This window comes from Arthrobacter sp. 92 (genome assembly GCF_050260325.1).
Taxonomy (GTDB): domain Bacteria; phylum Actinomycetota; class Actinomycetes; order Actinomycetales; family Micrococcaceae; genus Arthrobacter.
In genome coordinates this window covers 4,693,740-4,706,830 of the sequence record NZ_CP189863.1, presented here as the reverse complement: position 1 = coordinate 4,706,830, position 13,091 = coordinate 4,693,740, and the positions used below count along the sequence as shown (strand labels likewise).

Genomic DNA, 13,091 nt, shown 5'->3' with positions numbered 1-13,091 from the left:
GTAATGGCTCACCAAGGCGACGACGGGTAGCCGGCCTGAGAGGGTGACCGGCCACACTGGGACTGAGACACGGCCCAGACTCCTACGGGAGGCAGCAGTGGGGAATATTGCACAATGGGCGAAAGCCTGATGCAGCGACGCCGCGTGAGGGATGACGGCCTTCGGGTTGTAAACCTCTTTCAGTAGGGAAGAAGCGAAAGTGACGGTACCTGCAGAAGAAGCGCCGGCTAACTACGTGCCAGCAGCCGCGGTAATACGTAGGGCGCAAGCGTTATCCGGAATTATTGGGCGTAAAGAGCTCGTAGGCGGTTTGTCGCGTCTGCCGTGAAAGTCCGGGGCTCAACTCCGGATCTGCGGTGGGTACGGGCAGACTAGAGTGATGTAGGGGAGACTGGAATTCCTGGTGTAGCGGTGAAATGCGCAGATATCAGGAGGAACACCGATGGCGAAGGCAGGTCTCTGGGCATTAACTGACGCTGAGGAGCGAAAGCATGGGGAGCGAACAGGATTAGATACCCTGGTAGTCCATGCCGTAAACGTTGGGCACTAGGTGTGGGGGACATTCCACGTTTTCCGCGCCGTAGCTAACGCATTAAGTGCCCCGCCTGGGGAGTACGGCCGCAAGGCTAAAACTCAAAGGAATTGACGGGGGCCCGCACAAGCGGCGGAGCATGCGGATTAATTCGATGCAACGCGAAGAACCTTACCAAGGCTTGACATGGGCCGGACCGGGCTGGAAACAGTCCTTCCCCTTTGGGGCCGGTTCACAGGTGGTGCATGGTTGTCGTCAGCTCGTGTCGTGAGATGTTGGGTTAAGTCCCGCAACGAGCGCAACCCTCGTTCTATGTTGCCAGCGCGTGATGGCGGGGACTCATAGGAGACTGCCGGGGTCAACTCGGAGGAAGGTGGGGACGACGTCAAATCATCATGCCCCTTATGTCTTGGGCTTCACGCATGCTACAATGGCCGGTACAAAGGGTTGCGATACTGTGAGGTGGAGCTAATCCCAAAAAGCCGGTCTCAGTTCGGATTGGGGTCTGCAACTCGACCCCATGAAGTCGGAGTCGCTAGTAATCGCAGATCAGCAACGCTGCGGTGAATACGTTCCCGGGCCTTGTACACACCGCCCGTCAAGTCACGAAAGTTGGTAACACCCGAAGCCGGTGGCCTAACCCCTTGTGGGAGGGAGCTGTCGAAGGTGGGACTGGCGATTGGGACTAAGTCGTAACAAGGTAGCCGTACCGGAAGGTGCGGCTGGATCACCTCCTTTCTAAGGAGCGCCTACAGTCACCTTGCCCCGTGTATGCGGGTGTGGAGGGGTTGTCAGGAGTAGGCCCGTTGCGCAGACGCTAGTTCTGCGGCGGGTGCTCACGGGTGGAATATCAACGAATAGCGGCCGCCGGTTTTTTCCCGGCACCCAGTACGGATACACGCCCTTTGGGGCGGTGGTCCTGGAACGGTGCGGGGGGTTGCGGGTGGTTTAGTGTTTGGCACACTGTTGGGTCCTGAGGCAACAGGGCCGGGGTTTTGGCTCCGGGACTTGTGTGTTTCTGGTTTCCTGGCTGCACCGATCATGCGCGTTTGTGTGTGTGGGGTGTGTGGTACGGGGTTGTTGTTTGAGAACTACATAGTGGACGCGAGCATCTTTTATAAGAAGCAATTTCCAAGATATATGAACCTGGATCTGTTGCGTCATCCTTCGGGGTGGGGTGATGGTTTCTGTGGTTCTCTCGAAAGAATAGCGTTTTATTGATCTTTTGTGGTCAAGTTTTTAAGAGCACACGGTGGATGCCTTGGCATTAGGAGCCGAAGAAGGACGTAGGAATCTGCGATAAGCCTGGGGGAGTCGATAACCGGACTGTGATCCCAGGGTCTCCGAATGGGGAAACCCCGCCAGGGGCGCGAGCTGCCTGGTGACCCGCATCTGAACACATAGGGTGCGTGGAGGGAACGCGGGGAAGTGAAACATCTCAGTACCCGCAGGAAGAGAAAACAATAGTGATTCCGTCAGTAGTGGCGAGCGAACGCGGATCAGGCTAAACCGTTCCATGTGTGATAGCCGGCGGGCGTTGCATGGTCGGGGTTGTGGGACTTTCCATACCAGCTCTGCCGGGCTGGTGAGGTGTGATGTGCGGGCATAGGTGAACGGTCTTGAAAGGCCGGCCAGAGAGGGTGTGAGCCCCGTAACCGAAATGTTTGGCACCGCCTGGAGAGTATCCCAAGTAGCACGGGGCCCGAGAAATCCCGTGTGAATCTGTCAGGACCACCTGATAAGCCTAAATACTCCCTAATGACCGATAGCGGACCAGTACCGTGAGGGAAAGGTGAAAAGTACCCCGGGAGGGGAGTGAAACAGTACCTGAAACCGTGTGCTTACAATCCGTCGGAGCCAGTCTGATTCTGGTGACGGCGTGCCTTTTGAAGAATGAGCCTGCGAGTTAGTGTTACGTCGCGAGGTTAACCCGTGTGGGGAAGCCGTAGCGAAAGCGAGTCTGAACAGGGCGTTGCAGTGGCGTGATCTAGACCCGAAGCGAAGTGATCTACCCATGGCCAGGTTGAAGCGACGGTAAGACGTCGTGGAGGACCGAACCCACTTCAGTTGAAAATGGAGGGGATGAGCTGTGGGTAGGGGTGAAAGGCCAATCAAACTTCGTGATAGCTGGTTCTCCCCGAAATGCATTTAGGTGCAGCGTTGCGTGTTTCTTACCGGAGGTAGAGCTACTGGATGGCTAATGGGCCCTACAAGGTTACTGACGTCAGCCAAACTCCGAATGCCGGTAAGTGAGAGCGCAGCAGTGAGACTGTGGGGGATAAGCTTCATAGTCGAGAGGGAAACAGCCCAGACCACCAACTAAGGCCCCTAAGCGTGTGCTAAGTGGGAAAGGATGTGGAGTTGCGAAGACAACCAGGAGGTTGGCTTAGAAGCAGCCATCCTTAAAAGAGTGCGTAATAGCTCACTGGTCAAGTGATTCCGCGCCGACAATGTAGCGGGGCTCAAGTACACCGCCGAAGTTGTGGCATTCAGATTTTTGCTAAGCCCTTGTGGTTCAGGCGTCTGGATGGGTAGGGGAGCGTCGTGTGGGCAGTGAAGTCGCGGTGTAAACCAGCGGTGGAGCCTACACGAGTGAGAATGCAGGCATGAGTAGCGAAAGACGGGTGAGAAACCCGTCCGCCGAATGATCAAGGGTTCCAGGGTCAAGCTAATCTGCCCTGGGTAAGTCGGGACCTAAGGCGAGGCCGACAGGCGTAGTCGATGGACAACGGGTTGATATTCCCGTACCGGCGAAAAACCGCCCATGCTGAACAGGGGATACTAACCGCCCGGAGCCTGCCCTATCACCCTTTGGGGTGTGTGGGTTTTGGCCGAGCGCGGGACCTGATCCTGGGAGGTAAGCGTATTAACAGGTGTGACGCAGGAAGGTAGCCGGGCCGGGCGATGGTTGCCCCGGTCCAAGGATGTAGGGCGAACGGTAGGCAAATCCGCCGTTCATGATGCCTGAGATCTGATGGGACTCCCTCACGGGGGGATTCGGTGATCCTATGCTGCCTAGAAAAGCATCGACGCGAGGTTTTAGCCGCCCGTACCCCAAACCGACACAGGTGATCAGGTAGAGAATACTAAGGCGATCGAGAGAATTATGGTTAAGGAACTCGGCAAAATGCCCCCGTAACTTCGGGAGAAGGGGGGCCCCTATCGTGATGGACATTCACTGTCCGGAGCGTGGCGGGGCCGCAGAGACCAGGGGGAAGCGACTGTTTACTAAAAACACAGGTCCGTGCGAAGTCGCAAGACGATGTATACGGACTGACTCCTGCCCGGTGCTGGAAGGTTAAGAGGACCGGTTAGCCGCAAGGCGAAGCTGAGAATTTAAGCCCCAGTAAACGGCGGTGGTAACTATAACCATCCTAAGGTAGCGAAATTCCTTGTCGGGTAAGTTCCGACCTGCACGAATGGAGTAACGACTTCCCCGCTGTCTCAACCATAAACTCGGCGAAATTGCAGTACGAGTAAAGATGCTCGTTACGCGCAGCAGGACGGAAAGACCCCGAGACCTTTACTATAGTTTGGTATTGGTGTTCGGAGTGGCTTGTGTAGGATAGGTGGGAGACGTTGAAGCCCGGACGCCAGTTCGGGTGGAGTCATCGTTGAAATACCACTCTGGTCACTTTGGACATCTAACTTCGGCCCGTAATCCGGGTCAGGGACAGTGCCTGATGGGTAGTTTAACTGGGGCGGTTGCCTCCTAAAAAGTAACGGAGGCGCCCAAAGGTTCCCTCAGCCTGGTTGGCAATCAGGTGTCGAGTGTAAGTGCACAAGGGAGCTTGACTGTGAGAGAGACATCTCGAGCAGGGACGAAAGTCGGGACTAGTGATCCGGCGGTACATTGTGGAATGGCCGTCGCTCAACGGATAAAAGGTACCTCGGGGATAACAGGCTGATCTTGCCCAAGAGTCCATATCGACGGCATGGTTTGGCACCTCGATGTCGGCTCGTCGCATCCTGGGGCTGGAGTAGGTCCCAAGGGTTGGGCTGTTCGCCCATTAAAGCGGTACGCGAGCTGGGTTTAGAACGTCGTGAGACAGTTCGGTCCCTATCCGCTGCGCGCGCAGGAAATTTGAGAAGGGCTGTCCTTAGTACGAGAGGACCGGGACGGACGAACCTCTGGTGTGTCAGTTGTACTGCCAAGTGCACCGCTGATTAGCTACGTTCGGATGGGATAACCGCTGAAAGCATCTAAGCGGGAAGCTCGCTTCGAGATGAGATTTCCATACACCTTGTGTGTGAGAGGCCCCCAGCCAGACCACTGGGTTGATAGGCCGGATGTGGAAGCGAGGACTAACGACTCGTGAAGCTGACCGGTACTAATAGGCCGATAACTTACACCACACACCACCCCGCAAACGAACTTCAAAAGCGTTTGCACCCATGGGGTGGTACAAAGAAACAAGACTGCTTGCGTCCACTATGTGGTTCCCAACCAACAAACCCGCACCCGCGGCACGTTGCCTGGCGAACCAACAACTGAATAACAACACCACACCTGCCCGCACCGGGCAGGAACACATGTTGTAACCACAAGATTTCCCACCCCCTAGAACGGGGTGCGGAGCAAGGGTTACGGCGGTCATAGCGTGGGGGAAACGCCCGGTCCCATTCCGAACCCGGAAGCTAAGACCCACAGCGCCGATGGTACTGCACCCGGGAGGGTGTGGGAGAGTAGGTCACCGCCGGACATAAATTAGAGCTCAGGCTCCGACAACAACGTCGGAGCCTGAGCCATTTAAGCCCACCTTTCCGTAGCGGGCACGGTGTACGTTCCCAGGGGATATGCCCGGGTCAAGGGTGGTGACGAGGACCCGCCTGGTGGTGCCAACACCGGCCATCCTCGCCTCCACGAACTCTTCGAGTGATTTGCGGGCTGGGAACCCGGCTGCCCGCGCGGGCTCCGGGTCCGGAGGCTTCCCGGGCGGCGGCTTCTCGTGAGAGAACCGCGGAAAGGTGCTCCCCGTGGGTCCTCCCGTTCTGACGGCCCTGGTCCGGGAGCCTGGCTGCTGCTTCCCGGATCCGGGGCCTCCGGGTGGACGGAGTAGTCATTCGCTCCCATCCGGACGTAGTAGTCCGGCGGGAGCCTGACCCAGGTCGCAAATCCGGTCACGGGCGGAACCGGCGGCAGTCCCAGCATCGCCGCCTTGTCCTGGCTGAGCAGCTCCGCGGGCCGGGCCCCGGTCCGCCGGACCAGCCGGGCGTTCGCCCTGGGCAACCACGGGCCGAGCTGGGGCATACTCCGGCCGGATCCTGGCCACGTTCTCCCGGAACCACGCCGGGGACCCGGACCAGCCCACAAGCTCCGCGAGCACAGTGGCCGGCATACGCGGGTTCTCCGTCAGCAGGGCCCTGACCGCCGGTTCCACGGCCTTGATCCCGGAGTCCTGCGGCCCACGCACATACGTCGGCGGACCCTCGGCGCTGACCGCTCTCGCGACCGTGTTCCGGGAAATACTCAGCCGCGCCGCTATCGACCTCATCGGCTCACCCTCGGCAAGATCAACCGCGGAGTGGGAGCCCAATCCTCCACTGTGATCACCCACCCACTCGTCTGGGAACGGGTGGCTCAGTTTTCGACCGTCACCGACACCTTGTGCAGGCATTCCCGGGCTACCATGCCGCTTCCTGACTGCGGTGCGGCCCAAACAGCCCACCGCAATAAGCAGCGCATCGACCTCACGCCCTGCGAAGGGCGCGTGAGCTCGAGGACCACTGCCTGGTCGTCAGTGGCGGGTAAGGCATGAACCCACTGAGCCGGCCGTCTACGCCGGGACACGATCACGCGGCCGGCATCCTGCCTTTCCAGCTCGAGCGCAGGTGGAAGTGCGGGGCGACCCTCGAGGTACGAGTGTCACCCAGAATGCGAAACTATGGCACCGGTCGCCGAGAGACTGCTCCGCATGTGCCGCCAAACCCACGACGAACCTGTGACTCAGTACACAGTGGAGGCCCGGTGGAGGGATCGCCCGGTTAGGGGCGCTATTCCCTGTGTTGGCGGGGTTTTTGACCCCGCCGATCGCATTCTTAGTGGACTTGCGGTGGGGGCCGGTTGGGGGTATTGTTTTCTAAGTCGCCGAGAGGGAGACCAGCGAGAAGCTGGAAGCTGAAGGCGACCGACCCCCTAACAAAACAGCCTGAAAAATGGTTCGCTGACTGGCGTGCCTGGATCGGGTGGGGACCTTCCTGGATGGGTGTGAATCGTTGAGATACGGTTTGTGTTTTGATTCGGGATCGGGTAAGTTTGGGAAGTTGCTCCGGAGCGATCCGCGACCGTGTGGTTGTGGTGGTGCCGGGTGTGTCTGTTGTTTGAGAACTCAATAGTGTGCCAAGTTTGTTGATACCAATTTATTTATATGGATTGGTTGAATTGACTGGATCCGCCACCCCGTGGTGTGGTCTGGTTTTTACAGCTGGTTTCAAATTTTGCAGCCGTTTTCTCCCGTTTTCCCGGGGGTTGGTGGTTGTGTTCGTTTTTGTTTTACTTCAACGGAGAGTTTGATCCTGGCTCAGGATGAACGCTGGCGGCGTGCTTAACACATGCAAGTCGAACGATGAACCTCACTTGTGGGGGGATTAGTGGCGAACGGGTGAGTAACACGTGAGTAACCTGCCCTTAACTCTGGGATAAGCCTGGGAAACTGGGTCTAATACCGGATATGACTCCTCATCGCATGGTGGGGGGTGGAAAGCTTTTTGTGGTTTTGGATGGACTCGCGGCCTATCAGCTTGTTGGTGAGGTAATGGCTCACCAAGGCGACGACGGGTAGCCGGCCTGAGAGGGTGACCGGCCACACTGGGACTGAGACACGGCCCAGACTCCTACGGGAGGCAGCAGTGGGGAATATTGCACAATGGGCGAAAGCCTGATGCAGCGACGCCGCGTGAGGGATGACGGCCTTCGGGTTGTAAACCTCTTTCAGTAGGGAAGAAGCGAAAGTGACGGTACCTGCAGAAGAAGCGCCGGCTAACTACGTGCCAGCAGCCGCGGTAATACGTAGGGCGCAAGCGTTATCCGGAATTATTGGGCGTAAAGAGCTCGTAGGCGGTTTGTCGCGTCTGCCGTGAAAGTCCGGGGCTCAACTCCGGATCTGCGGTGGGTACGGGCAGACTAGAGTGATGTAGGGGAGACTGGAATTCCTGGTGTAGCGGTGAAATGCGCAGATATCAGGAGGAACACCGATGGCGAAGGCAGGTCTCTGGGCATTAACTGACGCTGAGGAGCGAAAGCATGGGGAGCGAACAGGATTAGATACCCTGGTAGTCCATGCCGTAAACGTTGGGCACTAGGTGTGGGGGACATTCCACGTTTTCCGCGCCGTAGCTAACGCATTAAGTGCCCCGCCTGGGGAGTACGGCCGCAAGGCTAAAACTCAAAGGAATTGACGGGGGCCCGCACAAGCGGCGGAGCATGCGGATTAATTCGATGCAACGCGAAGAACCTTACCAAGGCTTGACATGGGCCGGACCGGGCTGGAAACAGTCCTTCCCCTTTGGGGCCGGTTCACAGGTGGTGCATGGTTGTCGTCAGCTCGTGTCGTGAGATGTTGGGTTAAGTCCCGCAACGAGCGCAACCCTCGTTCTATGTTGCCAGCGCGTGATGGCGGGGACTCATAGGAGACTGCCGGGGTCAACTCGGAGGAAGGTGGGGACGACGTCAAATCATCATGCCCCTTATGTCTTGGGCTTCACGCATGCTACAATGGCCGGTACAAAGGGTTGCGATACTGTGAGGTGGAGCTAATCCCAAAAAGCCGGTCTCAGTTCGGATTGGGGTCTGCAACTCGACCCCATGAAGTCGGAGTCGCTAGTAATCGCAGATCAGCAACGCTGCGGTGAATACGTTCCCGGGCCTTGTACACACCGCCCGTCAAGTCACGAAAGTTGGTAACACCCGAAGCCGGTGGCCTAACCCCTTGTGGGAGGGAGCTGTCGAAGGTGGGACTGGCGATTGGGACTAAGTCGTAACAAGGTAGCCGTACCGGAAGGTGCGGCTGGATCACCTCCTTTCTAAGGAGCGCCTACAGTCACCTTGCCCCGTGTATGCGGGTGTGGAGGGGTTGTCAGGAGTAGGCCCGTTGCGCAGACGCTAGTTCTGCGGCGGGTGCTCACGGGTGGAATATCAACGAATAGCGGCCGCCGGTTTTTCCCCGGCACCCAGTACGGATACACGCCCTTTGGGGCGGTGGTCCTGGAACGGTGCGGGGGGTTGCGGGTGGTTTAGTGTTTGGCACACTGTTGGGTCCTGAGGCAACAGGGCCGGGGTTTTGGCTCCGGGACTTGTGTGTTTCTGGTTTCCTGGCTGCACCGATCATGCGCGTTTGTGTGTGTGGGGTGTGTGGTACGGGGTTGTTGTTTGAGAACTACATAGTGGACGCGAGCATCTTTTATAAGAAGCAATTTCCAAGATATATGAACCTGGATCTGTTGCGTCATCCTTCGGGGTGGGGTGATGGTTTCTGTGGTTGTCTCGAAAGAATAGCGTTTTATTGATCTTTTGTGGTCAAGTTTTTAAGAGCACACGGTGGATGCCTTGGCATTAGGAGCCGAAGAAGGACGTAGGAATCTGCGATAAGCCTGGGGGAGTCGATAACCGGACTGTGATCCCAGGGTCTCCGAATGGGGAAACCCCGCCAGGGGCGCGAGCTGCCTGGTGACCCGCATCTGAACACATAGGGTGCGTGGAGGGAACGCGGGGAAGTGAAACATCTCAGTACCCGCAGGAAGAGAAAACAATAGTGATTCCGTCAGTAGTGGCGAGCGAACGCGGATCAGGCTAAACCGTTCCATGTGTGATAGCCGGCGGGCGTTGCATGGTCGGGGTTGTGGGACTTTCCATACCAGCTCTGCCGGGCTGGTGAGGTGTGATGTGCGGGCATAGGTGAACGGTCTTGAAAGGCCGGCCAGAGAGGGTGTGAGCCCCGTAACCGAAATGTTTGGCACCGCCTGGAGAGTATCCCAAGTAGCACGGGGCCCGAGAAATCCCGTGTGAATCTGTCAGGACCACCTGATAAGCCTAAATACTCCCTAATGACCGATAGCGGACCAGTACCGTGAGGGAAAGGTGAAAAGTACCCCGGGAGGGGAGTGAAACAGTACCTGAAACCGTGTGCTTACAATCCGTCGGAGCCAGTCTGATTCTGGTGACGGCGTGCCTTTTGAAGAATGAGCCTGCGAGTTAGTGTTACGTCGCGAGGTTAACCCGTGTGGGGAAGCCGTAGCGAAAGCGAGTCTGAACAGGGCGTTGCAGTGGCGTGATCTAGACCCGAAGCGAAGTGATCTACCCATGGCCAGGTTGAAGCGACGGTAAGACGTCGTGGAGGACCGAACCCACTTCAGTTGAAAATGGAGGGGATGAGCTGTGGGTAGGGGTGAAAGGCCAATCAAACTTCGTGATAGCTGGTTCTCCCCGAAATGCATTTAGGTGCAGCGTTGCGTGTTTCTTACCGGAGGTAGAGCTACTGGATGGCTAATGGGCCCTACAAGGTTACTGACGTCAGCCAAACTCCGAATGCCGGTAAGTGAGAGCGCAGCAGTGAGACTGTGGGGGATAAGCTTCATAGTCGAGAGGGAAACAGCCCAGACCACCAACTAAGGCCCCTAAGCGTGTGCTAAGTGGGAAAGGATGTGGAGTTGCGAAGACAACCAGGAGGTTGGCTTAGAAGCAGCCATCCTTAAAAGAGTGCGTAATAGCTCACTGGTCAAGTGATTCCGCGCCGACAATGTAGCGGGGCTCAAGTACACCGCCGAAGTTGTGGCATTCAGATTTTTGCTAAGCCCTTGTGGTTCAGGCGTCTGGATGGGTAGGGGAGCGTCGTGTGGGCAGTGAAGTCGCGGTGTAAACCAGCGGTGGAGCCTACACGAGTGAGAATGCAGGCATGAGTAGCGAAAGACGGGTGAGAAACCCGTCCGCCGAATGATCAAGGGTTCCAGGGTCAAGCTAATCTGCCCTGGGTAAGTCGGGACCTAAGGCGAGGCCGACAGGCGTAGTCGATGGACAACGGGTTGATATTCCCGTACCGGCGAAAAACCGCCCATGCTGAACAGGGGATACTAACCGCCCGGAGCCTGCCCTATCACCCTTTGGGGTGTGTGGGTTTTGGCCGAGCGCGGGACCTGATCCTGGGAGGTAAGCGTATTAACAGGTGTGACGCAGGAAGGTAGCCGGGCCGGGCGATGGTTGCCCCGGTCCAAGGATGTAGGGCGAACGGTAGGCAAATCCGCCGTTCATGATGCCTGAGATCTGATGGGACTCCCTCACGGGGGGATTCGGTGATCCTATGCTGCCTAGAAAAGCATCGACGCGAGGTTTTAGCCGCCCGTACCCCAAACCGACACAGGTGATCAGGTAGAGAATACTAAGGCGATCGAGAGAATTATGGTTAAGGAACTCGGCAAAATGCCCCCGTAACTTCGGGAGAAGGGGGGCCCCTATCGTGATGGACATTCACTGTCCGGAGCGTGGCGGGGCCGCAGAGACCAGGGGGAAGCGACTGTTTACTAAAAACACAGGTCCGTGCGAAGTCGCAAGACGATGTATACGGACTGACTCCTGCCCGGTGCTGGAAGGTTAAGAGGACCGGTTAGCCGCAAGGCGAAGCTGAGAATTTAAGCCCCAGTAAACGGCGGTGGTAACTATAACCATCCTAAGGTAGCGAAATTCCTTGTCGGGTAAGTTCCGACCTGCACGAATGGAGTAACGACTTCCCCGCTGTCTCAACCATAAACTCGGCGAAATTGCAGTACGAGTAAAGATGCTCGTTACGCGCAGCAGGACGGAAAGACCCCGAGACCTTTACTATAGTTTGGTATTGGTGTTCGGAGTGGCTTGTGTAGGATAGGTGGGAGACGTTGAAGCCCGGACGCCAGTTCGGGTGGAGTCATCGTTGAAATACCACTCTGGTCACTTTGGACATCTAACTTCGGCCCGTAATCCGGGTCAGGGACAGTGCCTGATGGGTAGTTTAACTGGGGCGGTTGCCTCCTAAAAAGTAACGGAGGCGCCCAAAGGTTCCCTCAGCCTGGTTGGCAATCAGGTGTCGAGTGTAAGTGCACAAGGGAGCTTGACTGTGAGAGAGACATCTCGAGCAGGGACGAAAGTCGGGACTAGTGATCCGGCGGTACATTGTGGAATGGCCGTCGCTCAACGGATAAAAGGTACCTCGGGGATAACAGGCTGATCTTGCCCAAGAGTCCATATCGACGGCATGGTTTGGCACCTCGATGTCGGCTCGTCGCATCCTGGGGCTGGAGTAGGTCCCAAGGGTTGGGCTGTTCGCCCATTAAAGCGGTACGCGAGCTGGGTTTAGAACGTCGTGAGACAGTTCGGTCCCTATCCGCTGCGCGCGCAGGAAATTTGAGAAGGGCTGTCCTTAGTACGAGAGGACCGGGACGGACGAACCTCTGGTGTGTCAGTTGTACTGCCAAGTGCACCGCTGATTAGCTACGTTCGGATGGGATAACCGCTGAAAGCATCTAAGCGGGAAGCTCGCTTCGAGATGAGATTTCCATACACCTTGTGTGTGAGAGGCCCCCAGCCAGACCACTGGGTTGATAGGCCGGATGTGGAAGCGAGGACTAACGACTCGTGAAGCTGACCGGTACTAATAGGCCGATAACTTACACCACACACCACCCCGCAAACGAACTTCAAAAGCGTTTGCACCCATGGGGTGGTACAAAGAAACAAGACTGCTTGCGTCCACTATGTGGTTCCCAACCAACAAACCCGCACCCGCGGCACGTTGCCTGGCGAACCAACAACTGAATAACAACACCACACCTGCCCGCACCGGGCAGGAACACATGTTGTAACCACAAGATTTCCCACCCCCTAGAACGGGGTGCGGAGCAAGGGTTACGGCGGTCATAGCGTGGGGGAAACGCCCGGTCCCATTCCGAACCCGGAAGCTAAGACCCACAGCGCCGATGGTACTGCACCCGGGAGGGTGTGGGAGAGTAGGTCACCGCCGGACATAAATTAGGGCTCAGGCTCCGACAACAACGTCGGAGCCTGAGCCATTTAACCTCCGAACCGCGGCTTCAACGGGACCGTCGGCCTCCGCCGTCAGCTATCCCGGCCTCCCGCAGGCAGAGCGCATTTAGTGCACAGTAAATCCGAGAGAGCCGCTCTTGGCCGTAGCCAGGGCGTCGGAGGCCCCTGGCTGGCGCCCGGGCGGTATTCGCCTGGGAGGTATTGGCCCGTCCGCCTCCTGCTTCGCCTCGTAGGACCTCTTGCGCGAAGCGGGCAGCCAGGCCACACTAGCGGCGCACGACGCCTCCGGGCGCGCGAGTGCCAGCGCCAGTCATCCCTGTCCCGTGTCCCGTGCCCCGTGCCCCGTGCCCCGGCGGCTTCCCTTCGGGGGTCCACGCCTCGGGCCCGCCACACATCTCTCCGCGCAGCCATCGCGTCCGCTACGGGCGAAATACGGGGTCAAAAGGCCGGATATTCGGTGATTTGGGTCAATAAATGGCGGAAACACGCGGAATTTGCGGCCGCGAGGGCGGCAAGCTGGTAAGTTTTCGAACAGTGGCTTGTGCGCATGCC

General features: G+C 57.6%; 2 protein-coding genes and 6 rRNA genes. 6 read left to right on the top strand and 2 right to left on the bottom strand.

Features of this window, described 5'->3' with window-relative positions; translation table 11 throughout:
* The 3 genes from ACP4XC_RS21900 (at position 1) to rrf (ACP4XC_RS21890) (ending at position 5,235) form a co-directional block, all read left to right on the top strand.
* Positions 1 to 1,270, top strand: a 16S ribosomal RNA gene (locus ACP4XC_RS21900).
* 491 nt (positions 1,271 to 1,761) lie between these two features.
* Positions 1,762 to 4,888, top strand: a 23S ribosomal RNA gene (locus tag ACP4XC_RS21895).
* 230 nt (positions 4,889 to 5,118) lie between these two features.
* A 5S ribosomal RNA gene (gene rrf, locus ACP4XC_RS21890) occupies positions 5,119 to 5,235 on the top strand.
* Between the two features lie 47 nt (positions 5,236 to 5,282).
* Here the strand turns inward: rrf (ACP4XC_RS21890) and ACP4XC_RS21885 are convergent.
* Together ACP4XC_RS21885 and ACP4XC_RS21880 are read right to left on the bottom strand one after the other, a co-directional pair.
* Positions 5,283 to 5,684, bottom strand: a complete 402-nt coding sequence (locus ACP4XC_RS21885; RefSeq protein WP_427175198.1) for a Mu transposase domain-containing protein — start codon at positions 5,682 to 5,684, stop codon at positions 5,283 to 5,285.
* Positions 5,593 to 6,027 (bottom strand): hypothetical protein, encoded by a 435-nt coding sequence (locus ACP4XC_RS21880; RefSeq protein WP_427175201.1) that lies wholly within the window; start codon positions 6,025 to 6,027, stop codon positions 5,593 to 5,595. Before ACP4XC_RS21880 ends, ACP4XC_RS21885 begins: the two co-directional genes overlap by 92 nt.
* Before the next feature lie 1,003 nt (positions 6,028 to 7,030).
* Here ACP4XC_RS21880 and ACP4XC_RS21875 point away from each other — a divergent pair.
* The 3 genes from ACP4XC_RS21875 to rrf (ACP4XC_RS21865) all read left to right on the top strand — a co-directional run bounded on the left by ACP4XC_RS21875 (position 7,031) and on the right by rrf (ACP4XC_RS21865) (position 12,519).
* Positions 7,031 to 8,554, top strand: a 16S ribosomal RNA gene (locus tag ACP4XC_RS21875).
* 491 nt (positions 8,555 to 9,045) lie between these two features.
* Positions 9,046 to 12,172 (top strand): 23S ribosomal RNA (locus tag ACP4XC_RS21870).
* Between the two features lie 230 nt (positions 12,173 to 12,402).
* Positions 12,403 to 12,519: ribosomal RNA gene (gene rrf, locus ACP4XC_RS21865) — 5S ribosomal RNA — on the top strand.
* Together the 16S, 23S and 5S rRNA genes form the textbook arrangement of a ribosomal RNA operon.
* Positions 12,520 to 13,091 lie beyond the last annotated feature (572 nt).

Bases quoted from the DNA above. Each gene is read 5' to 3' on its own strand.
- ACP4XC_RS21885 (WP_427175198.1), bottom strand. From the start codon at position 5,684: ATGCTGGGACTGCCGCCGGTTCCGCCCGTGACCGGATTTGCGACCTGG.
- ACP4XC_RS21880 (WP_427175201.1), bottom strand. From the start codon at position 6,027: ATGAGGTCGATAGCGGCGCGGCTGAGTATTTCCCGGAACACGGTCGCG.